The organism is Brachybacterium vulturis (assembly GCF_002407185.1).
GTDB classification, from domain to species: domain Bacteria; phylum Actinomycetota; class Actinomycetes; order Actinomycetales; family Dermabacteraceae; genus Brachybacterium; species Brachybacterium vulturis.
In genome coordinates this window covers 3,441,543-3,464,060 of sequence record NZ_CP023563.1, presented here as the reverse complement: position 1 = coordinate 3,464,060, position 22,518 = coordinate 3,441,543, and the positions used below count along the sequence as shown (strand labels likewise).

Annotated in this window: 19 protein-coding genes and 1 tRNA gene; 11 read left to right on the top strand and 9 right to left on the bottom strand. The window is 72.2% G+C overall.

Annotated elements, in window-relative coordinates; translation table 11 throughout:
• The first annotated feature begins 257 nt into the window (after nucleotides 1–257).
• The 3 genes from CFK38_RS15565 to CFK38_RS15555 all read left to right on the top strand — a co-directional run bounded on the left by CFK38_RS15565 (nucleotide 258) and on the right by CFK38_RS15555 (nucleotide 2,668).
• Complete coding sequence (locus CFK38_RS15565; RefSeq protein ID WP_096803895.1) at nucleotides 258–698, top strand: hypothetical protein; 441 nt, start codon at nucleotides 258–260, stop codon at nucleotides 696–698.
• A gap of 78 nt (nucleotides 699–776) precedes the next feature.
• Nucleotides 777–2,117, top strand: a complete 1,341-nt coding sequence (locus CFK38_RS15560; protein ID WP_096803894.1) for a DUF418 domain-containing protein — start codon at nucleotides 777–779, stop codon at nucleotides 2,115–2,117.
• On the top strand, nucleotides 2,114–2,668 hold the full coding sequence (locus CFK38_RS15555; RefSeq protein WP_096803893.1) for a DUF4031 domain-containing protein: 555 nt from the start codon (nucleotides 2,114–2,116) through the stop codon (nucleotides 2,666–2,668). Before CFK38_RS15560 ends, CFK38_RS15555 begins: the two co-directional genes overlap by 4 nt.
• Before the next feature lie 67 nt (nucleotides 2,669–2,735).
• Here CFK38_RS15555 and CFK38_RS15550 read toward each other — a convergent pair whose 3' ends face one another.
• From CFK38_RS15550 to CFK38_RS15535, 4 genes are all read right to left on the bottom strand, one after another.
• Nucleotides 2,736–4,337: a sensor histidine kinase gene (locus CFK38_RS15550; protein ID WP_096803892.1), complete on the bottom strand. Its 1,602-nt coding sequence runs from the start codon at nucleotides 4,335–4,337 to the stop codon at nucleotides 2,736–2,738.
• A gap of 3 nt (nucleotides 4,338–4,340) precedes the next feature.
• Complete coding sequence (locus CFK38_RS15545; RefSeq protein WP_096803891.1) at nucleotides 4,341–5,060, bottom strand: response regulator transcription factor; 720 nt, start codon at nucleotides 5,058–5,060, stop codon at nucleotides 4,341–4,343.
• Nucleotides 5,061–5,114: 54 nt separating this feature from the next.
• Nucleotides 5,115–5,588: a LapA family protein gene (locus tag CFK38_RS15540; RefSeq protein WP_096803890.1), complete on the bottom strand. Its 474-nt coding sequence runs from the start codon at nucleotides 5,586–5,588 to the stop codon at nucleotides 5,115–5,117.
• A 129-nt stretch (nucleotides 5,589–5,717) separates the two neighbouring features.
• Nucleotides 5,718–7,382, bottom strand: a complete 1,665-nt coding sequence (locus tag CFK38_RS15535; protein WP_096803889.1) for a DNA repair helicase XPB — start codon at nucleotides 7,380–7,382, stop codon at nucleotides 5,718–5,720.
• A 263-nt stretch (nucleotides 7,383–7,645) separates the two neighbouring features.
• Between CFK38_RS15535 and gndA the strand changes: the two genes are divergently transcribed.
• On the top strand, nucleotides 7,646–9,109 hold the full coding sequence (gene gndA / locus CFK38_RS15525) for an NADP-dependent phosphogluconate dehydrogenase (RefSeq protein WP_096803888.1): 1,464 nt from the start codon (nucleotides 7,646–7,648) through the stop codon (nucleotides 9,107–9,109).
• 142 nt (nucleotides 9,110–9,251) lie between these two features.
• Here the strand turns inward: gndA and CFK38_RS15520 are convergent, their stop codons facing one another.
• Together CFK38_RS15520 and CFK38_RS15515 are read right to left on the bottom strand one after the other, a co-directional pair.
• On the bottom strand, nucleotides 9,252–9,521 hold the full coding sequence (locus CFK38_RS15520) for a hypothetical protein (protein WP_096803887.1): 270 nt from the start codon (nucleotides 9,519–9,521) through the stop codon (nucleotides 9,252–9,254).
• Nucleotides 9,522–9,688: 167 nt separating this feature from the next.
• A complete protein-coding gene (locus CFK38_RS15515; RefSeq protein WP_096804405.1) occupies nucleotides 9,689–11,848 on the bottom strand; it encodes a helicase-associated domain-containing protein in 2,160 nt (719 codons plus the stop codon).
• 61 nt (nucleotides 11,849–11,909) lie between these two features.
• On the opposite strand from CFK38_RS15515, the gene CFK38_RS15510 reads away from it, so the two are divergent.
• Together CFK38_RS15510 and CFK38_RS15505 are read left to right on the top strand one after the other, a co-directional pair.
• Nucleotides 11,910–11,983, top strand: a tRNA-Leu gene (locus tag CFK38_RS15510).
• Nucleotides 11,984–12,152: 169 nt separating this feature from the next.
• On the top strand, nucleotides 12,153–12,911 hold the full coding sequence (locus tag CFK38_RS15505; RefSeq protein ID WP_096804404.1) for a YggS family pyridoxal phosphate-dependent enzyme: 759 nt from the start codon (nucleotides 12,153–12,155) through the stop codon (nucleotides 12,909–12,911).
• 85 nt (nucleotides 12,912–12,996) lie between these two features.
• Here CFK38_RS15505 and CFK38_RS15500 read toward each other — a convergent pair whose 3' ends face one another.
• Nucleotides 12,997–14,106: an ROK family transcriptional regulator gene (locus CFK38_RS15500; RefSeq protein ID WP_096803886.1), complete on the bottom strand. Its 1,110-nt coding sequence runs from the start codon at nucleotides 14,104–14,106 to the stop codon at nucleotides 12,997–12,999.
• 180 nt (nucleotides 14,107–14,286) lie between these two features.
• Here CFK38_RS15500 and CFK38_RS15495 point away from each other — a divergent pair, with 180 nt between their 5' ends.
• The 4 genes from CFK38_RS15495 (at nucleotide 14,287) to cls (ending at nucleotide 19,589) form a co-directional block, all read left to right on the top strand.
• Entirely contained in the window at nucleotides 14,287–15,702 is a 1,416-nt protein-coding gene (locus tag CFK38_RS15495; protein ID WP_096803885.1) for an MFS transporter, read from the top strand.
• A 112-nt stretch (nucleotides 15,703–15,814) separates the two neighbouring features.
• Nucleotides 15,815–16,951, top strand: a complete 1,137-nt coding sequence (locus CFK38_RS15490; protein ID WP_096803884.1) for a trans-sulfuration enzyme family protein — start codon at nucleotides 15,815–15,817, stop codon at nucleotides 16,949–16,951.
• Nucleotides 16,952–17,106: 155 nt separating this feature from the next.
• Nucleotides 17,107–18,009 (top strand): Bax inhibitor-1/YccA family protein, encoded by a 903-nt coding sequence (locus CFK38_RS15485; protein WP_096803883.1) that lies wholly within the window; start codon nucleotides 17,107–17,109, stop codon nucleotides 18,007–18,009.
• A gap of 92 nt (nucleotides 18,010–18,101) precedes the next feature.
• Nucleotides 18,102–19,589, top strand: a complete 1,488-nt coding sequence (cls, locus tag CFK38_RS15480; RefSeq protein ID WP_096803882.1) for a cardiolipin synthase — start codon at nucleotides 18,102–18,104, stop codon at nucleotides 19,587–19,589.
• 7 nt (nucleotides 19,590–19,596) lie between these two features.
• Here cls and CFK38_RS15475 read toward each other — a convergent pair whose 3' ends face one another.
• Both CFK38_RS15475 and CFK38_RS15470 read right to left on the bottom strand, forming a co-directional pair.
• A complete protein-coding gene (locus CFK38_RS15475) occupies nucleotides 19,597–20,403 on the bottom strand; it encodes a hypothetical protein (protein WP_096803881.1) in 807 nt (268 codons plus the stop codon).
• A 53-nt stretch (nucleotides 20,404–20,456) separates the two neighbouring features.
• On the bottom strand, nucleotides 20,457–21,383 hold the full coding sequence (locus tag CFK38_RS15470) for a hypothetical protein (RefSeq protein ID WP_096804403.1): 927 nt from the start codon (nucleotides 21,381–21,383) through the stop codon (nucleotides 20,457–20,459).
• Nucleotides 21,384–21,623: 240 nt separating this feature from the next.
• Here CFK38_RS15470 and thiD point away from each other — a divergent pair, with 240 nt between their 5' ends.
• The gene (gene thiD / locus CFK38_RS15465; protein WP_096803880.1) at nucleotides 21,624–22,496 is read left to right on the top strand and encodes a bifunctional hydroxymethylpyrimidine kinase/phosphomethylpyrimidine kinase; all 873 of its coding nucleotides are present in this window, start codon (nucleotides 21,624–21,626) and stop codon (nucleotides 22,494–22,496) included.
• Nucleotides 22,497–22,518 lie beyond the last annotated feature (22 nt).

The window sequence follows — 22,518 nt, the reverse complement described above, 5'->3', positions numbered from 1 at the left end:
TGTGGCGTCGACGCGGGGCGTGCGGACTGGGGGAGTCGGTCACTCCATGCAGCTGGTGGGGCGTGAGGTGGCGAGGTCGCGCGAGTTCAGGCGGGGCCTCTGGTGCGGGTGAGGGGCTATGGGATGGGGCGAGGGGAGGTGGTGGTGGAGAAGGGGGCCGGAAATCCGGTCGAGGGATTGTGCATATTGCGCAGATGAGTTCATTCCGACGCCCACACAGAATGTCAAGACGGCCCCAGGAATGTGGAGAGAGGTGTGTGCTGACCGACTGGCCGCCCGACGAGCGGCACTGGGCCAGCTTCGATGTCCGGGAGCGCTCCGGTGCCGCGCCGCATCCGATGGGCCCGGTGGACCATCTCGTGGACATCGGGCTGTGGTCCGGAGTGCTGCTGTGGACTCACGCGCTCGTCGGAGGCAGCGCCTTCCGTCTCGGTGAGCGCGCCTCGAAGCTCCGGGCGATCGCCGCGTTCCTCGGCGTCTGCATCCTGGCCGGCCTCGTCTTCTCCGCCTCCTCGTTGCTCGTGGGCTGGGCGTCGACGCCGGCCGGCCCGGAGACGACGACGGCTCTCGAGACCATCGGTGCTGCTCGGTTCGTCCTCACCGCTCGCAGCGGTCAGGCCATCGCCCTCCTCGTGACCCTCTGCGGAGGAGCGCTCGCCCTCGTCGTCGCGCGACGACGTTGGGTCCGCCGCGCGTGACCACGCCCTGTGGGACCATGACTGCATGAGGACCACCCCCGCCGCTGGTGCGCATCCCGCCCCGGGGCGTCGGATCCGGTGACGGCTTCCGTCCCGCTCGCCCGCCGCGCCGGCGGGCCCGACCTCGCCCGCGGGGTCTCGCTGTTGGGCATCGCGCTGGCCAATATGGTGGGCTGGCTGCACGGCCGGGAGTGGACGGTGCTGCTGAAGCAGCGCGAGGGCACCGGCCCGGATCGCGTCGTCGACGTGCTGATCGCCCTGCTGGCCGACAACCGCGGCTTCCCGCTGTTCGCGATGCTGTTCGGCTACGGCATCGGGGTGCTGTACCGCCGGTCGCGGGACCGTGGGCAGAGCGTGCGCGGGTTCCTCCTGCGGATGGGGCGGCGCCACCTGGTGCTGCTGGGCATCGGCCTGGCCCACGCGATCCTGCTGTTCTCCGGGGACATCCTCATCGGCTACGCGATCGTCGGCATGTTCGTGGTGCTGCTGATCTCCCGGCACCGGGTCGTGCTGCCGCTGGCCGGGGTGCTCGCGCTGCCGGCCCTCGGGGTGTGGGGATGGATCGACGGCACGATCGGCCTGACCGGTCAGAGCGGATACGCCGCGGCGTCGGCCCCCACCTACCTCGCCTCGCTGGAGATCCGCGCGGGCGGCGCCCTGCGCGAGGTCGCCCTCGCAGTGGTCTCCGACGTGGCCCTGCTCGCCCCGATGGCGCTGGGCGCGATCGCCGCCCGCATCCACCTTCTCGAGCAGGTCGAGGCCAACCGCGACCTGCTCAGGCCGATGATGCGCTGGGGGCTGCTGATCGGCCTGCTCGGCGCGATGCCGCTGACCGCGGTGCTGGTGCTGGACCCCGCGCACGCCCAGCTCGACAGCGCCGTGGTGCTGGGGGCACTGGGAGTGGTGCACCAGTACTCCGGCCTGGCCGGGGCACTCGGCCTCGCCGCCGCTGCGGCCCTGCTGGCCGAACGGGTGCGCCGCCGCGGCGCGCAGCAGGCCGGCGGCTCGGAGCGGGGGAGCAGCACGTCGCTGACCGGGGCCGCGGTGCGCGGCATCGAGGCGCTCGGCACCGTCTCGCTCAGCGTCTACATCGCCCAGTCGGTGCTGTATCTCGCGCTGTTCCCGCCGTACACGCTCGACCTCGGCGCGCGGCTAGGCAGCGCCGGGACCGCCGGGATCGCAGTGCTGGGATGGTTGGCGATGATCCCGCTCGCGGTCATGCTGCACCGCCACGGACGCCGCGGACCGCTCGAAGTGGTGCTGCGGCGCCTGGCCGGCTCCAGCACCGGCGGCTCCAGCACCGGCGGCGCCAGCACTGCCGGCGCCAGCACTGCCGGCGCCAGCACTGCTGGCTCTGCCACGGCTGCGCCGCAGCGTGTGCGACCGGAGGCGTCCCCCTCCGAGGGAGCCGGCTCATGACCGTCTTCGCCGACACTCCGCGCTGGCCCCGTCACGGGATGCTGTGGGGGCATCTGATCTCCGACACCTCGCTCGCGGAGCTGCACGAGACCGCCGCCCGCGCCGGTCTGCCGCCGCGCTCCTTCGACCTCGACCACTACGACTGGCCCTCCGCCGCCCGGGACGCGCTGGCGGAGGCGGGGGCGCACTTCGTCGGCGACGGGGAGCTGACCCGGATCCTCATCGCCTCCGGGCTGCGGATCACGCTGCGGAACCGCCCTGCCGCGCGCGCCCGACGCAGCGCGGAGCACGCCGCCGCGCTCGGCCTGGATCCGGTGCCGCAGGACCTCATCGTCGGGACGCTCGGCCACGTGGACCCGCTGCCCGAGCGCCCCGGCGCCTTCCGCCTCACCCGCGACACCCCGGAGGGGGCGGCCCGGATCGAGGCGCACGATGAGCTCGGCCGCCGCCGCGCCGAGCAGATGCTGGCACGGCTGGAGGACCTCTCCCGCGCCAGGACCGGGAGGGGGTTCGTGGGGCAGGTGGTCCAGGGACTGACGCCGTCCCCGTGACCGGGCCGTGAGGGGCCGACACCGCCGAACCGGTCGGGTTCGGTCCGTCGGGTTCAGCCCGTCCGGTTCAGCCCGTCGGGCCCGGCTCGGGATCCTCGGGCGACGGAGAGCCCTCTCCGCGGGGGCGGTGATCGAGCGCCCGGCGCTGATCGGGCTCGATCTGCTCCTCAGGGGCGATCTCGGTGCCCTGCAGCTCGACCCAGAAGGTGGCGCCGCCGCCCGGGGTCCCGGTGACCCCGATGTCGCCTCGGTGCTGCTGCACGATCGAGGCCGCGATCGAGAGGCCGAGCCCTGCGCCGCCGCCCTGGGACGCGGCCCGCACCCGGGAGGAGTCGGTGCGGTAGAAGCGTTCGAACACCTTCTCGCGCTGGTCGTCGTCGATGCCCTCGCCGTGGTCACGGATCTCGATGCGCACCCGATCCGGCGAGGTGAAGCCCACCGCGATCTCGACGGGGGAGCCCTTGGGGGTGTGGCGGTTCGCGTTGCCCACCAGGTTCAGGATCACCTGCCGCAGGGACGCCTCGTCGCCGAGCACCCCGATCGGCAGATGCGGCTGCACCGACAGTGGCGTCCCCGACAGCGAGGTCACCATCACCTGCCGGCCCGGATCCAGGGCGCGCAGGTCCTGGGCCGCATCGAAGAGGGCATCGGTGAAGTCCACCGGCTCGAGGTCGAGCGCCGGCTTCTCGTCCAGCCGGGCCAGGCGCAGCAGGTTCTCCACCAGCGAGCCCATCCGTCGGGCCTCGTCCTCGATGCGCCGCATCGCCGAGGCGACGTCCTCGTCCGCCGGCAGGGCGCCCATCCGGTACAGCTCGCCGAAACCGCGGATCGCCGCGAGCGGGGTCCGCAGCTCATGGGAGGCGTCGCCCACGAAGCGGCGCATCCTCGCCTCGGAGATCGTGGCCTTCTCCTCCGAGGCGGACTGCGCCGCGAAGGACTGCTCGATGCGCACCAGCATCTCGTTCAGCGACAGCGCCAGGGCGTGCACCTCGAGGCTGGTGTCGGTCACGGGGACGCGGCGCGAGAGATCGCCGCCGGCGATCTGGGAGGCGGTCGCCTCGACGTCCCGCAGCGGCTCCAGCGCGCGATGGGTCACGTAGCCGCCCAGTCCCATGCCCACCAGCACCACGAGCGTGCCGACCAGCACGATGATCAGCGCCATCTCGTGCATGGTGCGGTCCACGCCGGTCAGCGGCAGGGCCACGTAGACGCTGCCCCCCTGCGGTCCTGAGTTCAGCATGGCGACCACGCGCCAGCGGCTCTCCGAGGAGTCCAGCACCGTGAAGGGCCGGCCCCCGCGCTGGAGGATCTGCTCCCTGCTCAGGTCCGGGAAGGGGAGGGTGACGTTCCCCGGCCCGTAGTGGACCACCGTCTGCTCGATCGGCCGCCCCTGCCGGTCCCGGATCTCCACCGCGTACTCGACCGGGGTGTAGGTGCTCTTCTGGACCGCGTCGTCATCCCCGGCCAGCTCGTGCCGGGCCATGGTCAGCATCTCGCCCATCCCTGCCTGCAGGTTGCTGTCGACCGACTGGATCAGGGTGCGGTTGAGCAGGAACAGCGACAGGCTCCCGGTGACGACGGTGCCGAGCACCAGCAGCAGCGAGATCAGAGCGACGATCCGCGTCCACAGGGACACGGGCCGCTCTGCGCGCAGGCTCGGCAGGGCCAACCCTCAGGAACCTTCGGGGGCGCGCAGCACGTAGCCGATGCCGCGCTTGGTGTGGATCATCGGCTCGCCGATCACATCGATCTTGCGGCGCAGGTAGGAGATGTAGGACTCGACGATCCCCACCTCGCCGGACCAGTCGTAGTCCCAGACGTGATCCAGGATCTGCGTCTTGGAGACCACCCGGCCGGCATTGAGCATCAGGTAGCGCAGCAGCTTGAACTCGGTGGGGGACAGCTCGATGTTCACGTCGGCGCGGTGGACCTCGTGGGAGTCCTCGTCCAGGCGCAGATCGCCCACCACCAGGGAGCTGTCGACCGTGGCCTCGGTGCCGCCGTGGGTGCGGCGCAGCACCGCGCGGATGCGGGCCACGACCTCCTCGAGGCTGAAGGGCTTGGTGACGTAGTCGTCGCCGCCGACGGTGAGGCCGGCGACCTTGTCCTGCGTCTCGTCCTTGGCGGTGAGGAAGAGGATCGGGTACTTCTCGCCCCGGTCGCGCAGGCGGCGGGTCACGGTGAAGCCGTCCATGTCCGGAAGCATCACGTCGAGCACCACCAGATCGGGCTGGTTCTCGGTGGCCTCCCGGATCGCCTCGTTGCCGGTCGAGGCGGTGAACACCTCGAAGCCGGCGAAGCGGAGAGAGGTCGCGAGCAGGTCGCGGATGTTGGGTTCGTCGTCGACGACGAGGAGTCGTGCCTCGTAGTCCTGGTCCTCTTGCGATGTCATGGGGCCACCGTCCTCCTTGAGGGTGGGAATCGGCTGGACGTGAGCTGGGCGGGATCAGCGGGTGGCGCGGTGGATCTTCTCCTGCTGCTTGCGCAGCTTGCGGATCGTCCAGCTCATCTGGACCATCCGCACCGACCCCACCAGCGCCATCACCAGGGCGCCGGCGATCGCCGCGAGGAGCATCGCCACCCCCAGCGGCAGGTCGAACTCCGTGCCGAAGTACTGGAACCCGGCGGTGACGTTGTTCTGGATCACGAAGATCAGCAGCAGCACCAGGATGATCGCGCCGAGGATCAGCCCGATCCACATGCCGGCGGTCTTCCCGCCGCCGGCCTGCGGCTCCTCGACGGGGCCGGGTTCGCCGGCGGGCCGGTGCTGCTGGTCGGGGCGCTTCGCGGTGGTGTGCTGGTCCTGGGTGCCGCCGGGCTCCGCGGCGGCGCGCCGCCCGGTCGCGGGGGTGTCCGGCCGTGCCGCGTCGTGCCCGCCGGTGGATGCGGTGGGGCGGGTGGGATCGTCGGGGGCGGTCATGTCGATCTCCTGGGGGACGGCCGACGGTGCGGCGGCGAGCGGGATACGCGATCCACTCTAGTCAGCCGTCGCGCCCGGACCATCGCTCCGCGCCGACGGGAGAGGGGCCGGCGCCGATGGGGTCGGGGCTCAGCGCCCGTCGACAGGGCGCTCCGGCTGCTCCAGCTCCTCGGCGTCCACGATCGTGTAGGCGTACCCCTGCTCGGCGAGGAAGCGCTGGCGGTGGGCCGCGAAGTCCTGGTCCTGGGTGTCGCGCATGACCACGGTAAAGAAGTGCGCGCTGCGCCCGTCGGCCTTCGGTCGCAGCAGCCGTCCGAGCCGCTGCGCCTCCTCCTGGCGGGAGCCGAACGCGCCGCTGACCTGCACTGCGACCGAGGCCTCGGGGAGGTCGATCGAGAAGTTCGCGACCTTCGAGACGACCAGGCGGTCGATCCGGCCGGCACGGAAGGCGTCGAACAGCTCCTGGCGGCGGCGCACCGGGGTCCTCCCGGTGATCAGGTCCGCGCCCAGGCGCTCGGCGATCTCCTCCAGCTGGTCGATGAACTGCCCGATCACGAGCATCGGCTCGCCCTGGTGGCGCTGCGCGATCCTCTGGACCACGTCGATCTTCGCCGGATGGGCGGCGCCCAGGCGGGGCCGGTCCGTGGCCTCCGCCATCGCATAGGCCATGCGGTCCGAGGCCGGCATCGTGGCCCGCACCTCGGTGCAGATCGCGGGGGCGATGTAGCCCTGGGACTCGATGTCCTTCCACGGGGCGTCGTACCGCTTGGGGCCGATCAGGGAGAACACCTCGCCCTCGCGGCCGTCCTCCCGCACCAGGGTGGCGGTCAGCCCCAGTCGGCGCCGGGCCTGCAGATCCGCGGTCATCCGGAACACCGGCGCGGGCAGCAGATGCACCTCGTCGTAGATGATCAGGCCCCAGTCGCGGGCGCTCATCAGCTCCAGGTGCGGGTGGACGCCCTTCCGCTTCATGGTGAGCACCTGGTAGGTCGCGATGGTCACCGGGCGCACCTCCTTCGACGCCCCGGAGTACTCGCCGATCTCCTCCTCCGTGAGGGAGGTGCGGGCCAGCAGCTCGCTCTTCCACTGCCGGGCCGAGACCGTCGAGGTCACCAGGATCAAGGTGGTGCGGCCCATCGCCGCCATCGCCGCGGCACCGACCAGCGTCTTGCCCGCCCCGCAGGGCAGCACCACCACGCCGCTGCCCCCGTGGCGGAAACCGTCCACCGCCTCCGCCTGGTAGGGGCGCAGCTGCCAGCCGTCCTCGGCGAGCGTGATCGGATGCGCCTCGCCGTCGACGTAGCCGGCGTGGTCCTCGGCGGGCCAGCCCAGCTTCAGCAGCGCCTGCTTCAGCGCGCCGCGCTCCGAGGGGTGCACCGCCACCGTCGAGGCATCGATCCGGGCACCGAGCATGCCCTGGATGCGCTTGGCCCGCGCCACCTCCTCGAGCACCGGGCGGTCCAGGGCGTGCAGCACCAGGCCGTGGGTGGGGTCCGAGAGCAGCTGCAGGCGGCCGTAGCGGTCCATGGTGTCCGCGACGTCGATCAGCAGCGAGTGGGGCACCGGATAGCGGGAATGGTCCACCAGCGCCGCGACCACCGTTTCCGCGTCGTAGCCGGCGGCGCGCGCGTTCCACAGCCCCAGATCGGTGATGCGGTAGGTGTGCACGTGCTCCGGGGCGCGTTCGAGCTCCGCGAAGGCGGCGATCGCGATCCGGGCGGTCTGCGCGCTGGGGTGGTCGACCTCGAGCAGGAGGGACTTGTCGCTCTGGACGATGAGGGGGCCGTCGGTCATCCGTTCAGGCTACGCCGGGAGCGGGAGCGGGAGCGGGAGCGAGAGCGGGAGCGGGAGCGAGAGCGGGAGCGGGAGCGGGAGCGGGAGCGGGACGGGGGCGCCGGCCCCCGGGGTGTCCTCGCGGCAAGCCTCGGCACTGCGGAGCACCGACGGGCGGAGATCCCTAAGATGGACGCTGAAGGACCGGACCGCCCAGCCCGCCGACCCCCCGTCGGCTGCGGGGCCCGGCCCGGCTCGACGCTCACCCGACCTGAGGAGAACCCATGGCTAGTTTCGCTCCGTCCCCCGCCGATGCCGCGGACATCGGTGTCACCGGAATGGCGGTGATGGGCTCCAACCTGGCGCGCAACCTCGCCCGCAACGGCTTCAAGGTCGCGATCCACAACCGCAGCGTCGGCAAGACCGAGGCCGTCATCGCCGAGCACGGCACCGACGGCGAGTTCTTCCCCTCGGAATCGATGGAGGACTTCGTCGGCTCGCTGCAGAAGCCGCGCGTGGCGATCATCATGGTCAAGGCCGGAGGGCCCACCGACGCCGTGATCGACGAGCTGTCCTCCCTGATGGACGAGGGCGACATCATCGTCGACGCCGGCAACGCCCTGTTCACGGACACCCGTCGTCGCGAGGCCGCGCTGCGTGAGAAGGGCCAGCACTTCGTGGGCGCCGGCGTCTCCGGCGGCGAGGAGGGCGCGCTGAACGGCCCCTCGATCATGCCCGGCGGCACCAAGGAGTCCTACGATCGCCTCGGCCCCATGTTCGAGACGATCGCCGCCAAGGCCGAGGACGGCAAGCCCTGCTGCACCCATGTGGGCGCGGACGGCGCCGGCCACTTCGTGAAGATGGTCCACAACGGCATCGAGTACGCCGACATGCAGGTCATCTCCGAGGCCTACGACATGATGTCCAAGGCCCTGGGCATGGACGCCGATGCGATCGGCGACGTGTTCGAGGAGTGGAACAAGGGCGATCTGGAGTCCTTCCTCATCGAGATCACCGCCACGGTGCTGCACCACAAGGACGCCACCACCGGCGAGCCCTTCGTCGACGTGGTCCTGGACCAGGCCGCGCAGAAGGGCACCGGCGCCTGGACCGTGAAGACGGCGCTGGACCTGGGAGTCCCGGTCACCGGCATCGCCGAGGCCACCTTCGCCCGCTCCATCTCCGGCGGCACTCCGCAGCGCGAGGCCGCCCGTGGCGTGCTCGTCGGCGAGGAGCAGCAGCTCGAGATCGCCGATCCGAAGCAGTTCATCGACGACCTCCAGAAGGCGCTGTACGCCGCGAAGCTGGTCTCGTACTCGCAGGGCTTCGACGAGATCGCCAAGGGTGCCGACGAGTACGGCTGGGACATCACGCTCGGCGACATGGCCGCGATCTGGCGCGAGGGCTGCATCATCCGTGCCCGCTTCCTCGACCGCATCACCGAGGCCTACGACCGCAACCCGGGGCTCTCGCTGCTGCTGAGCGACGAGTACTTCAGCACCGAGATCGCCAAGTGCATCCCGGCCTGGCGTCGGATCGTGGCCTTCGCGGCCTCCACCGGCTGCCCGGTGCCGGTGTTCGCCTCGACCCTGTCCTACTACGACTCGGTGCGCGCCGAGCGCCTCCCGGCCGCCCTGGTCCAGGCGCAGCGCGACTACTTCGGTGCGCACACCTACCAGCGCGTCGACGCCGAGGGCACCTTCCACGTGGAGTGGACCGAGGACCGTCGCGAGACCAAGCAGGACTGATCGACGTGCTGTGAGCGTGCGAAACGGTAGGAGATCAGTCGGACTCACGCAGGACTGATCGACGTGCTCTGAGCACGACGCAGGCCCCGGATCAGCTGATCCGGGGCCTGCGTCGTGCTGCGGCGGGGCGACCCGCCGACGGTCAGTACGTGCTGCCGCTGTTGACCATGGCGACGATGAACACGACGTAGATCACGATGAAGATGATCGCGAGGACCCACATGATCGCGAAGGCGATCCACGCCCACTTGGTGAACTTCTTCGCGGTCTCCGGCTCCTGGTCCGCCTTGAGATAGCCGAGCAGCCCGAGGACGCCCGGGATGGCGCCGCCGCAGACGAAACCGACGATGGTCGCGATGAGAGCGTTCTTCTTGAGCTTCTCGACGTCGTGGCCCGAGATGGGTGCGGTCATGGGAATCCCCTTCTTCCTGATGATCGTTCTCCGGGCGCGGTGGTGCCCCGGTCCCAGGTCGGGTGTTCGCGTACGTCCGGTCCTGGCGTGCGAAATACTACGTGGGCCAGGGGGTCCCTGCTATGGGGAGGACTCCCCATGGCGTGTCTGTCACCTGAGGTGATGTGTCAGCCGAGCGTCACCCGGTGCACCAGCACCGTGAACTCCTCGTCGCGTCCGGCGTCGCGGGCCCGCAGCCTCCCTCCCTCGAGGGAGAGCGGCCGGGCGTGCTTCACCACCACTCCGCCGCGCCCGTCGACGATGCCGAGGGGGATCTCGTCGCTGCGGGCGATGGCGTCCAGCAGGCGATCGGTGACGGAGAGGTCGACGCCGCCCTCCTCCGCCGCGCGGAGGCGGGCGACCGCCTCGGCGGCGGGGACCCGCAGCTCGGGTCCCTCGATGGTGACCAGATCAGGTTCCACGGGACCACCGCGGAGGGAATGGGTCAGCTCCTCCGCCACAGGACGGCCGTCGGGCCCCACGGCCTGCGGGGACAGGCCCGCCTGACGGGACACCTGCAGCGCGAAACCGGGATCCGAGAGGGTGACGGCGACCGTGGGGGCGAGGCGGTGCAGCCCGAGGGCGGCGGCCTCGGGCGCGACCTGCAGCAGATCGAGCACCTCCGCCTCCGCGGTGAGCACGGTGGTGGCCCGGGAGACCTGGACCCGGCCGTGGCGCCGCTGCTCATCGCGCAGCAGGTAGGTCAGCGACTGCGGGACGGGGGAGCGGGAGACCTCCGCCAGCAGCGCCAGCAGCGCCTCGCCGTCGCGGCCGTCCGCGAGCGCACGACGGACGGAGGACGTGGTGAAGCGCAGGGTGAGCGCCCCGCCGCGCGAGACCATCTCCGTCCAGTCCAGCAGCGGCAGCAGGGACTCGGCGGGCCGGCCCGGGACCACGACGGTGAGATCGGCGTCCAGCAGCACCTCCGCCACCGGCGGCGGGGCGGCCTCCCGGAGCGCGGCCGCGAGCCGGTCATCGGCGCGGGTGATCTCCTCGTCCAGGGCGAGGACCAGCTCCTGACCGAGCACGGTGAGGGCTCCGCCGTCGAGCACGCCGAGCACCTCGCCCTCGGTCAGCAGGGCAGCGGTCTCCTCCCGGATCACCTCGGCGGGGACCAGCGGGAACGCCCAGGCGAGCGCGGCGGCGAGGGAGTCCTCGGTCGCGTCGACGGTGGGGGAGGTGCGCAGCACCTGCAGCAGGCTGCCGCGCCGGGTGCGCACCCCGTCGCGGCGGGTGAGATCGGAGAGCAGGGAGCGCCCGGTGCCGGAGGAGTCCGGGGTGCCGACCACCGCGGCCAGGTGGTGGCCGCGGGCCCAGGCCAGCACCAGCTCGGCCCAGCGCTGCTCGGCGGGCAGCTGCCGGTGGGCGTCCCAGTCCGTCGTGGGATGCCATTCCTGGCCGTCGTGCCCGATCAGCCCCGCCTGCCAGGCGGACTGCAGCACGGTCGCCAGAACCGGCACGGTGGTGCCGGCCCGTTCGGCGAGACGTCGCAGATCCCGCTGCGGCAGACCGCCGCGGCGCAGCACCCCGGGCGGGTCCTCGTCGAAGCCGCGCACGGTGCTCAGCAGACGCAGCGCCTCGAAGGCGTGCTCGACGGCCTGGGCGGTGCGGGAGCCGGGGATCCGCTCGGTGCGCTCGGGGCCGGTCGGGGCGGGGCGCCGGGCGGCATGCGTGCGGCGCACCCGCCCGTCGCGCAGGGCGAGGTGGATCGGGCGGGGGAGGTGCAGCTCCTCGCCCTCGCCGACCACGATGCCGGCGGTCCGCAGATCCCGAGCGAGCCGGCCGTGACCGGTGACGGCGGCAGGCCCCCAGGCGAGTGCCTCGAGCGCCTCGGGATGCTCCGTCCGGGCCCGCTCCACGCGCAGGCGCGCCTCCTCGGCCGAGGGATCCTCGGGCGCGGGCGGCGCGAGTCCCGCGGGGCTGCGCAGTCCGTCGCGCAGCGGCCGGATCAGGGACAGCTCGTCCTCGCCCCAGACCACGGCGAGGGTGAGCAGCCGTTCGAGGGCGGGCGCGATCGTCGCCGCATCCGAGGAGACGGCGGCGGCCAGCTGCGAGGGGGAGCTGCCGTCCTCCAGGACGGCGAGGGCCTCCACCAGGTGCAGCTCGGGCAGGGTCAGCGCCTCCAGGGCGCGACGGGCGGAGGTGGCGCCCCCGGCGCGGGCGGCGAGCGGGCCGATCCCGCGGGGAAGGGGCGAGGCGAGATCCGGTCGGGCGACGAGCAGGGCCTCGAGCCGGGCGTCGCCGAACCGTCGCAGGGAGTCCGCGAGGGACCGGATCACAGCGGTCATGATGCATTCCAGCATAGGCTGACCCGCTGTGAGAAGCTGCGGTGCGTCCGCTCCGCTGCTCGCCCCCATAGCCCAATCGGCAGAGGCGGCCGACTTAAAATCGGCGCAGTGTGGGTTCGAGTCCCACTGGGGGCACTGGGGACACCCGCGCCGGCGGCTCGTCGGATAGTGGCGCAGGAGCGACCTGTATGCCATATCTGCCGTAGTCCTCGCCAGGGCGCCCGTACTCGACCAGCCCGTGCTCGACCTTCGGGGCGCGCGAGGGACGCACAGGACCGGGCCCGGATCGGCCACAATGGTGGGCATGACCTCCCCTGCCGATGACACCGCCCTGCCGGACGAGCAGCGCCAGCAGCTCGCGGCCCGCCTCGACGAGGTGCTCGCGCGGATGGACGCCGCCGCTGCCCGGGTGGGCCGCGAGGGCCGCGAGATCACCGTGCTGCTGGCCACCAAGACCCGCGCCCCCGCGGAGATCGCCGCGGCGGTCGAGCTGCTGCGCGAACGGGAGCGCCCGGTCGCGGTGGGGGAGAACCGGGCCCAGGAGATCGCCAAGCACGCCGATGCGCTGCTGGCGGACAACGGCGTGCCGCGCCACTTCATCGGCCGGCTGCAGACCAACAAGGCCCGGGACGTGGTGGCCTTCGCGGAGACGATCCACAGCGTGGACCGGGAGGGGATCGCCGATGCGCTCGAGCGCCGCGCCGAGACGGCCGGACTGCGGCGGGACGTGCTGGTGCAGGTCAACACCTCCGGGGAGGACTCCAAGGGCGGGTTCGCGCCGACCGTGGAGGCGCTCGCGCCGATCGTGGAGCGGCTGCGGGCCAGCACCGTGCTGCGGCCCGTCGGCCTGATGACCATCGGGGCCAACACCAGCGACGCCGTGGCGGTCCGCGCCTCGCTGCACCTGCTGCGGGAGCTGCGGGACACCGTGCGGGAGCAGCTCGGCGCCGAGGAGCTCACCGAGCTGTCGATGGGCATGAGCGGGGACCTCGAGATCGCGGTCGAGGAGGGCGCGACCATCGTCCGGGTCGGTTCGGCGATCTTTGGCGCGCGTCCCGCCTGAGCACGCGCCCTGCCTGAGCACCGCCCCGGCCGAGCACCGCCCCGGCCGAGCACCGGGCCGGCCGAGCACCGGGCCGCCTGAGCGCTCAGCCCGTCTCGGGCCCCACCAGCGCGGTCGGCAGCCCGTACTCGTGCTCGAGCACCTGGCAGGCGGCGCCGGCGGCGATCAGGTCGATGCCGCGGGTGGACAGCAGCACCTCGACATGGAGCCTGGCCTCGGCGCGCAGCCCCTCGTCGAGCGCGGCGCGGACCGCCTCCATCGTCACCCGGTGGTGCGCGTAGACGGCGCGGCCGCCGAGCACCACCCGGTCCACATCCACCAGCCGCACCAGATCCAGCACCACGGTGGCGAGCACCCGGGCGGCGAGCTCCTGATCGCCGGCCTCGAGGGCGGCGAGGTACTCGGCCTGGGCGCAGCCGCGGCGCCCGCAGGGACAGGGCAGCCCGTCCATCCGCACCACCGTGTGCCCGACCTCCCCGGCCTGCGAGTGGGCACCGCGCACGATCGCACCGTCCAGGCGCAGGCTTGCCCCCAGCCCCTCCTCGGCGAGCACCAGGGCGGCGTTGTCCAGCAGGCCGGGCTGGGACCAGCTCTCACCGACCAGCGCCGCCCGTGAGTCGTGGTCGAGATGGACCGGCAGCGCGAGCTCCTCGAGCAGCAGGGCGCGGATCGGCGCGCCCCGCCAGCCGTCGGCGGAGGAGGCCGAGCCGCCGTAGACGCCCTCGACGGGATCGACCGGCCCCGGCATCCCGACCCCCACCCCGAGCAGCTCCCCGCGGCCGTGGCGGGCGAGCTCCCGGGCCATCTCGGCGAGGTCCGCGATCAGTGCGGGCACCGGCCGGGCGGGGTCGATCCCGACGCTGCGGCGGTCCAGCACCTGCCCGGTGAGGTCCGCCACCACCCCGTGCAGCCGGGACCTGGTCAGGTGCAGACCGATCGCCCGACGGGACTCGGCGACGATCCGGTACAGGGTGGTGGGCTTGCCCGGCCCGGAGGAGAAGGAGCCGCTCTCGGCCATCAGCCCACGATCGATCAGCCGGGTGAGGATCTTCGAGATCGCCTGCGGCGTGACCTGCAGGGCGTCGGCCAGACCGGCGCGGGCGACGGGTTCGCCGCGCCGCGCGACGGCGAGCACGGCGGCGTCATGGGCGCCTGCCACGCGGTCCAGCGGTCCGGTCGGTCTCACGGCGCTCATCCTCGCACGTCACCGGGTCCTGGGGCCGCGCGGCGGGTTCCGGGCGGCACGGCCCGGAGCCCGTGTGACGAGGAACTGCTCCCGCACCCCCTTGACGTAACGCAACAGCGTTGGCTTATTGTGGCACCTCGGTCGACGACGCCCTCCTGACCCTGCACCTCCGATCGTCGAGGACCTCCCATGACGCTCCATGCCGCTTCCCGCCCGGCCCCGCCGCCCGAGTCGACCCCGACCGCCGCCCGGACCGCGCAGCCCGCCCCGCACGAGCTCTCCGCTCGTCGCCGCACCCTCGCCCTGCTCGCCCTCGCCCTCGGCGGGGTGGGCATCGGGGCCTCCGAGTTCGCCACCATGGGCCTGCTGCCCGGGATCGCGGAGGGGCTGCTGAGCCCCCAGATGTCCACCGACCCCGAGGCGGGCATCGCCCGGGCCGGCGGGCTGATCACCGCCTACGCCCTCGGCGTGGTCGTGGGCGCGCCGGTGCTCGCGCTGCTGTCGGTGCGCTGGAGCCGGACCTCGATGATCACCGCGCTCGCCGTCGCGCTCGCCGCCGGGACCGTGCTGTCCGCACTGATGCCCACCTTCGAGCTCACGCTGGCCGCCCGCTTCCTCGCGGGACTGCCGCACGGCGCCTACTTCGGGGTCGCCTCGCTGCTGGCCGCCTCCCTGATGGGGCCCGGCAGCCAGGGCAAGGGGGTGGCCGTGGCACTGTCCGGGCTGACCGTCGCGAACCTCATCGGGGTCCCGCTGATGACCGCCCTGGGCCAGGTCGCCGGCTGGCGCACCGTCTACCTGGTGATCGCCGGGATCTTCCTGGCCACCGTGCTGGCTCTGCGCTGGGCCCTGCCGCCGCAGCCCGCCGTCCCGGGGCGTCGCGCGGTCGACGAGCTGCTCGCCCTGCGCCGCGTGCAGCTCTGGATCGTCATGGCCATCGCGGCGGTCGGCTTCGCCGGCGGCTTCGCCGTGTTCAGCTACGTCGCCGACATCGCCACCCAGGTCTCCGGCGCCTCGGCGAGCGTGGTGCCGTGGGTGCTCGCCGCGGCCGGGCTGGGCATGACGCTCGGCAACATCCTCGGCGGGATCACCACCGACCGCTCCCTGCGGGGCACCCTGCTGCTGGGCTTCCCGCTCTACATCGCCGCGCTGGTGGGGCTGTTCCTCGCGGCTCCCGGCTCGCTGCCCGGCCTGCTGATCGGCTTCTTCGCCGTCAACACGGCCAGCTCGGCGCTGAGCCCCGCGCTGCAGACCTGGCTGATCCGGGTGGCGCACCGCTCCGAGGTGCTCGGTGCCTCCCTGAACCATGCCGCCTTCAACGTCGCCAATGCGCTCGGTGCCGCCCTCGGCGGCGCGGTGATCGCCGGCGGCCTCGGCTTCCGGGCTCCGATGGTGGTCGCGATCGTGCTGGCGAGCACCGGCTTCGTCCTGGTCGGCGCGACCCTGGTGGCGCTGCAGCTGCGGTCCCGGCGCACCCTGGCCGTGCTGCGCGAGCACGAGGACACCTTCACCGACTCGATCCCGGTCCTCGCACCGGAGTCCAGGGACGAGCTCGAGCCCGCCCCCACCACCACCGGCATGCTCCCGGTGATGGCCACGTCCTGAGCCCCGCCGCACGGCCGCACCGTCGTCACAAACGGTCACGGACCCCCGGAGATCCGCGCCGGGGAGCCCTACTGTGGCGGGGAGAGGCCGAACCGAGGAACGAGGAGCCGCCGTGCACATCCAGACCGCCGCCGTGCATACCCTGAAGGACTTCGAGCACGGAGCCGTGGTCCCGCCGGTCCACCTCTCCTCGACCTTCGAGCTCGACCGGGCCAGCGAGGAGGGTGCCTTCGCCTACCAGCGCGGCGCCAACCCCACCCGGGCCCAGCTCGAGACGGTGCTGGCCGCCCTCGACGGCGCCGAGCACGGCTTCGCCTTCACCTCGGGGATGGCCGCGACCGCGGCGGCGCTGTCGACCCTGGTCGTCGGCGACGAGGTGCTGCTGCCCGCGAGCGTCTACGGCGGCACCTACCGCTTCGTGGACCTGGTGCTGCCCGGACGCGGCATCACCGGTCGCTTCGTCGATGACCTCGGCGCTCTCACCGCTGCGGACTTCACGCCCGCGACCCGGGCGATCTTCGTCGAGACCCCCGCCAACCCCACGCTGCGGATCACCGATCTGCGTCGCATCGTCGAGCTCGCGCATCGCCACGGGGCGCTGGTGATCGTCGACAACACCTTCATGTCGCCGGTGCTGCAGCGTCCCCTCGAGCTGGGGGCCGATGTGGTCGTGCAGTCCGCCACCAAGTACCTCGCCGGGCACTCGGACCTGCTGGCCGGTGCCCTCACCACGAACGACGCCGCGCTCGCCGAGGCCTTCGCGCTCGCGCAGAAGGCGCAGGGCGGGGTGCTCGCCCCGCAGGACTCCTTCCGACTGATCCAGTCGATCAAGACCCTCCCGCTGCGGATCGAGCGGCAGCAGGCCAATGCCGAGGCGATCGTCGCGCATCTGCGCGGCCGCGCCGACATCGCCCGAGTCTGGTATCCCGGCTCCCACAGCGAGGAGGAGGCCCGCATCCACGCCTCCCAGGCCTCCGGCACGGGCGCGGTGCTCTCCTTCGAGCTGGCAGCGGGACTGGACCGGATCGCCTTCCTCGAGGCGCTGCGCTATCCCGCCTATGCGGTGAGCCTCGGCGGGGTCGAGACCCTGATCTGCCGCCCCGCCACCATGACGCATGAGGCCATGACGGACCAGGCGCGGCAGGCCGCGGGGATCTCCGAGGAGCTGCTGCGGCTGAGCGTCGGGATCGAGGACATCGGGGACCTCCTGGGAGATCTCGACCAGGCCCTCGCCGCCGCTGCGCGCTGAGCTCCGCCCGCCGTGCGCCTCGCCCGCTGCGCGCTTCGCCCAGAGCGGAGCGCACACCCAGCGGGGTCTCGGGATCCGACGATAGGATGCCCGGGTCGGTCCGCGGTCGCCCCACGGCGTCCGTCCCGGGCCCCCGATCCCACGTGAGGAGCCACATGGCACGCCACAACATCGTGTTCGGCCGCGATCAGTCCGTGCGAGGCGGCGCGAACCACCACGCCCCCCAGTTCGGTCAGACCGCCCGGACCGCCCCCGCCCCGGACACCCAGTGGTCCTCGGGCTTCGCCGCGCAGGGGGCGCAGCAGGGCGACTCGCTCGAGGCGCTCTACGCCCGCCCCTCCGCGACGGGTCACGACACCGGCCGGATGACGATGCGCGATGCGCTGAACGCGATCACCGCGACCCTCGGCATCATCGTCGTGGTCGGCTTCGCGGTCGCCATCCTCCCCTACGCGCTGTCCCTCGTGGCCGGCGAGGCCGGTGCCCAGGCAGGCCTGGCGATCACCGGTGTCGCCACGGTGGTCGGTGTGATCGGCGGCCTGGTCGCCGCCCTGGTCAACATCTTCAAGAAGCAGCCCTCGCCGATCGCGGTGATCGCCTACGCCGTCTTCGAGGGCCTGTTCCTCGGCGGGATCAGCGGTTCCCTGGAGTACTTCTTCCCCGGGATCGCGCTGCAGGCCGTGGTGGGCACCCTCGCCGTCGCCGGCACCGTGCTGGTCCTGTTCCGCATGGGGGTGCTGCGCACCTCGCCGCGCCTGAACAAGATCTTCTTCGTCGCGATGATCGCGTACATGCTGTTCGGTCTGGTCAACATCGGGATGATGCTGATGACCGGCACGAACCTGCGTGACGGCATGCTGGGCCTGGCCATCGGCGGGCTCGCCGTCGTGATGGCCTCCTACTCGCTGGTGATGGACTTCGAGGACGTCCAGCACGCCGCCGAGGCCGGGGTCCCGCGCAAGTACGCCTGGCGCGTCGCCTTCGGGCTCGCGGTCACCATGGTGTGGATGTACATCGAGATCCTGCGGATCCTCGCGATCCTGCGCGGCGGCGACTGAGCAGGACACGGAGGGCGCGCTCCGCGCCCGTATGCTGAGCGGCGGGTCTCCTCGGGGGCCCGCCGTTCTGCTTCCCCGCGAGAGGATGACCGATGACCGACGCCTGGACGTGGGTGGTGGACCATGGGGCCCTCTGGCTCCCGTACGTCTACTTCGCCGTGGATATCGTGCTGCGCCTGGTGAGCCTGATCATCGTGCCGCGGAACCGTCGCCCCGGCTCGGCGATCGCCTGGCTGCTCGCGATCATGGTGCTGCCGCTGATCGGCTTTCCGCTGTACCTGCTGCTGGGCAAGGCCCGGCTGCCGCGCGCGCGTCGCGAGAAGCAGCAGGTCGTCAACCGGCTGATGCGGGTGCGGGCGCAGAACATCCCCGACAGCGAGCTCGACGAGGACGTGCCCAGCTGGATGCAGTCCGCGGTGCGGCTGAACCGGGAGCTGGGCGCCTTCCCGCTGACGGGCAACAACTCCGCGGATCTCGAGATCGACTACGAGACCTCGATCGCCGCGATGGCGGCCGACGTGCGCTCCGCGCGCGAGCACGTGCACGTGCTCTTCTACATCATGGGCCTCGACGAGACCACCGAGGACTTCTTCGCGGCGCTCGCGGAGCGGGCGGACGCCGGAGTCACGGTGCGGGTCCTGTACGACCACTGGGGTGCTCTCAGCCATGGCCCGCAGTACCGGGCGATGCGCCGCATGCTCGACGCCCACGGCATCGAGCACTTCCCGATGAACCCGATCCAGCCCATCCGCGACGGCGCCTTCCAACGCCCGGATCTGCGCAACCACCGCAAGATGGTGATCGTGGACGGCGAGATCGGCTGGATGGGCAGCCAGAACCTCATCGCCTCCCACTACGACAAGCCCGCGAACATCCGCCGGGGCCTGCACTGGCAGGAGACCATGGCCCGCTTCCGCGGCCCGATCGTCTCCGAGCTGAACCTGCTGTTCGCCACCGACTGGTACTACGAGTCCGAGCAGATGCTCCCGGAGGAGACGGTGGTGCGGCGCTCCCCGGACACCTCGGGCACCTACGAGTGCCAGCTGGTGCCCAGCGGACCCGGCTTCGTCTCCGAGAACAACCTGGCCCTGTTCAACCAGCTGTTCTATTCCGCCACGCGGCGGATCGTCGCGGTCTCCCCCTATTTCGTGCCCGACGAATCGATGCTCGCGGCCCTGGTCACCGCCGCGCGGCGCGGGGTGGAGGTCGAACTGTTCGTCTCCGAGATCGGGGACCAGTTCCTGGTCTTCCACGCCCAGCGCTCCTACTACTCGGTGCTGCTGGAGGCCGGGGTGAAGATCTGGCTCTACCGCGCCCCCACGATCCTCCACGCCAAGCACGTGACCATCGACGACTCCGTCGCGGTGATCGGCTCCTCGAACATGGACATCCGCTCGTTCCTGCTGCAGATGGAGTGCTCGCTGATGATCGGCGGCACCGACGCGATGGAGAAGATGCGGTCGGTGGAGGGGACCTACCGGTCCCGCAGCCGCGAGCTCACCCTCGAGGAGTGGACGCAGCGACCTCGCACCATGCAGGTGCTCGACAACCTCTGCCGCCTGGCCTCCGCCGTGGTCTGAGGAATGCTCAGGAGACCCCGGTGAGGGAGGCATAGGCCGCCTCGGCAGCCTCCTCGTGCTCGGTGACGCCGATCGACGTCTCGGTCCCGAAGACGCTGGGCCCCTCGTCCGTCTCCAGCACCACGACGTCCAGCGCGCTCGCGTCGGTCTTCTCCAGGGGATCGGAGGCGAAGTTCACGGTGGCGGTGGTCCGGTACCCGGGGATCCCGGCGATCGTCACCGGTTCGGTGATCTCGTCGTCCAGCGTGCGGCCCTGCGCCTCGCCCCAGATGTTCGCGTAGAAGAGGCAGTCGACGATGGTCTTCGAGGCGGCCTCCGCCCCCGGGTACTCGATGCCGGGCTGCCACTGGACCGCCCCGACGAAGGTGGTCGAGTACCAGGAGTCCTCGACCAGCGCCTGCGCTCCCTGGAGATCGTTCGCATAGGCGATCCCGCGCGGGGTGACGCGCTGTGCATAGACGGCCGGCGGGATGTACTGCAGGCCACCGCCGCGCAGCTTGCCCGAGGGGTTCTCGGAGCTCCGCTCGGGCTCCGGCGTCCAGCAGCGCTCCGCCACGACATCGGTCGGGGTGGGGGAGCCCGCCTCCGCCTCTGCGGTGGGCGCCGCCGCGGTCGCGGTCGAGGACCCCGTGACCGGTGGGCCGTCGGCCTCCTGACCACCGCCGGGACGGAGCACCAGATAGCTGACGGTGACCCCCACGACCAGCAGGAACACGACGGCGAAGGCGATCCCGCCGACGAGCAGCGCAGTGCCGCGGCCGCCGGGACCGGGCACCTGCTGCGGGGTCGTGGGGAACTGCGGTCCGGTGTGCACGGGGGCTCCTTCGACGGGGCGTCTCGGTCTCGAGCGGGGGTCTGGTCCGCCGGTCATTCGATGACGTCGAGGCTGGCGATGATGCTCTCGAGGTCCTGGACGTGCTCGGGCCGATCGGCGGCGACGTCGCTGGCCAGTGCGCTGGGCCCGTTCGGCGTCTCGACGACGATCGAGGTGACGATCGAGGCGCTCGAGGTCTCCAGCTTCTCGGGGTCCTCGAAATGGTAGGTGGCCTGGACGATCCAGGCGTGCTCGCCGTCCACGGTGAGGGCCTCGGAACGGTAGTCGGTCACCTCCGGGGTCTCGCCGAAGAACTCGATGACGCCCGAGGTGGTGGCGTAGCACTGGAAGATCGCGACGGCGGCGTTCTCGCGCCCCGGGTAGCCGCCCTCCTCCTCGCCGAAGGTGACGCGGCCCAGGTTGACCACGCTGTACCAGTTGCCCTCGACGTTCCTGGCGTCGGCGCCGATCTCCGTGAGATAGGGCAGAGTTCCCGTAGGCCAGCCGTGGCCCCAGGTCTGCGGGGAGGTGTACTCGAGATCGCCGCCGCGGACCTTCCCGGGAGCGGAGGGCGGGGCGGCCGGCTGGTGCTCCGGAACGGTGCATTCGGTGGTCGGCGCCTGGGTGAAGATGGGCGGGGGCGGCGCGATCTCCGGCTCCTGCGGGTCCGGCACGTACTCGGAGCGGCCTCCGGCCGAGCGCTCATCGGTCGGGAATGCCGTGGGATCGGGATCGTCCAGGGCCGAGCGGAAGACGGTCTGGGACAGGATCAGCGCGATCACGGCGAGCAGCACCACCGAGCCGCCGATGACGGCGAGCATGGTGGTGCGGGAGCGACGCAGCGCGCGTTCGCTCGGTGCGCCGAGGGTGGTCGGGCCGTGGTCGGGATCGACGCCGGGGAGGGCGTCGGAGGACGACCCGGAGAAATCGGGCAGCCCGGATCCCGGCGGTCGCTGCTCGCCACCTGGCTCCTGCCTCATCATCACCTCCCCGACCCCGAGGGCGCCGCTGACACCACCCGTGCCTGTGCCCCCGAGTGATTCTCGCACGCGGGCCCCTGCTGCAGGGATCAGGATAGTGCGAGGAGCGGGGTCGGCCGCCGCCAGGAGGGAAGAGCCAGGCGCGGTTGGTACTCTCCGCTCACGGAGCAGGCCCCGCGCCGCGCTCTGCCCGGCTCCGCATCCCCGTCGGAGTTCGGGACCCCGAGAGATGGAGACTGCATGCGCCCGCCCCTCGTCCTGACGATCGCCGCCTCGGAATCCGACGGGGCCGCGGGCCTCCAGGCGGACCTCAAGACGTTCACCGCCCTCGGTGCGTACGGGGCGAGCGCCGTCAGCATGGTCACCACGGTGACCGCTCACCAGGTCCACGACACCCACCCGCTGCCGGCGGACGTCGTGCGCGAGCAGATCGACGCGGTGGCCGAGGATCTCCGGATCGATGCGACCAAGATCGGGGCGCTCGGCAGCGCCGCAGTGGTGGAGGCCGTCGCCGGAGCGGTCCGGGAGCATCGGGCCCGACTGGGGCGGATCGTCCTGGATCCCGTGATGGTCAGCGCTCACGGCACACCGCTGATCTCCGCCGAAGGGGCGAGCGCGCTGGGACAGCAGCTGCTGCCGCTGGTGGACGTGCTCACCCCGAACATGGCGGAGGCGGCGCAGCTGCTGGGTCGGCCGCTGGCCACCTCGATCGAAGAGATCCGGGAGCAGGCGCTCGCGCTGCAGGCGCTGGGGCCGGGCGCCGTGCTGATCACCGGGGGCCGCCTGGAGGGTGAGGACGTGGTCGACGTGCTGGTCCACGCCGGCGGCACCGACCTGCTGCGCGCCCGACGGGATCCCCGCCGCCGGATCCGGGGAGCCGGCTCGACGCTGTCGGCCGCGATCGCGGCGCAGCTCGCCCGCATCGCCGGCTTCGACCGGGCCGGTCAGCTGGGGGAGATCGGGAAGGCCGGGGCGGACGACGACCTCGTCACCATCGTCGCCTCCGCCCGCGAGTTCGTCGCCAGCGCCACCGAGAACGCCCAGGACTGGACGCTCTCGCGCCGGGGCGGCGGCTACGGCCCGCTCAACCACCTGATCACCCTGGATACCTGAGCGCGGGAGCGACCGATCCCTC

Excerpts from the sequence above, each read along its gene's own strand:
- CFK38_RS15555 (WP_096803893.1), top strand. The coding sequence starts at position 2,114 with ATGACCGTCTTCGCCGACACTCCGCGCTGGCCCCGTCACGGGATGCTG.
- CFK38_RS15545 (WP_096803891.1), bottom strand. The coding sequence starts at position 5,060 with ATGACATCGCAAGAGGACCAGGACTACGAGGCACGACTCCTCGTCGTC.
- CFK38_RS15540 (WP_096803890.1), bottom strand. The coding sequence starts at position 5,588 with ATGACCGCCCCCGACGATCCCACCCGCCCCACCGCATCCACCGGCGGG.
- CFK38_RS15535 (WP_096803889.1), bottom strand. The coding sequence starts at position 7,382 with ATGACCGACGGCCCCCTCATCGTCCAGAGCGACAAGTCCCTCCTGCTC.
- gndA (WP_096803888.1), top strand. The coding sequence starts at position 7,646 with ATGGCTAGTTTCGCTCCGTCCCCCGCCGATGCCGCGGACATCGGTGTC.
- CFK38_RS15520 (WP_096803887.1), bottom strand. The coding sequence starts at position 9,521 with ATGACCGCACCCATCTCGGGCCACGACGTCGAGAAGCTCAAGAAGAAC.
- CFK38_RS15515 (WP_096804405.1), bottom strand. The coding sequence starts at position 11,848 with ATGACCGCTGTGATCCGGTCCCTCGCGGACTCCCTGCGACGGTTCGGC.
- CFK38_RS15505 (WP_096804404.1), top strand. The coding sequence starts at position 12,153 with ATGACCTCCCCTGCCGATGACACCGCCCTGCCGGACGAGCAGCGCCAG.
- CFK38_RS15500 (WP_096803886.1), bottom strand. The coding sequence starts at position 14,106 with ATGAGCGCCGTGAGACCGACCGGACCGCTGGACCGCGTGGCAGGCGCC.
- CFK38_RS15495 (WP_096803885.1), top strand. The coding sequence starts at position 14,287 with ATGACGCTCCATGCCGCTTCCCGCCCGGCCCCGCCGCCCGAGTCGACC.
- CFK38_RS15485 (WP_096803883.1), top strand. The coding sequence starts at position 17,107 with ATGGCACGCCACAACATCGTGTTCGGCCGCGATCAGTCCGTGCGAGGC.
- cls (WP_096803882.1), top strand. The coding sequence starts at position 18,102 with ATGACCGACGCCTGGACGTGGGTGGTGGACCATGGGGCCCTCTGGCTC.
- CFK38_RS15470 (WP_096804403.1), bottom strand. The coding sequence starts at position 21,383 with ATGAGGCAGGAGCCAGGTGGCGAGCAGCGACCGCCGGGATCCGGGCTG.
- thiD (WP_096803880.1), top strand. The coding sequence starts at position 21,624 with ATGCGCCCGCCCCTCGTCCTGACGATCGCCGCCTCGGAATCCGACGGG.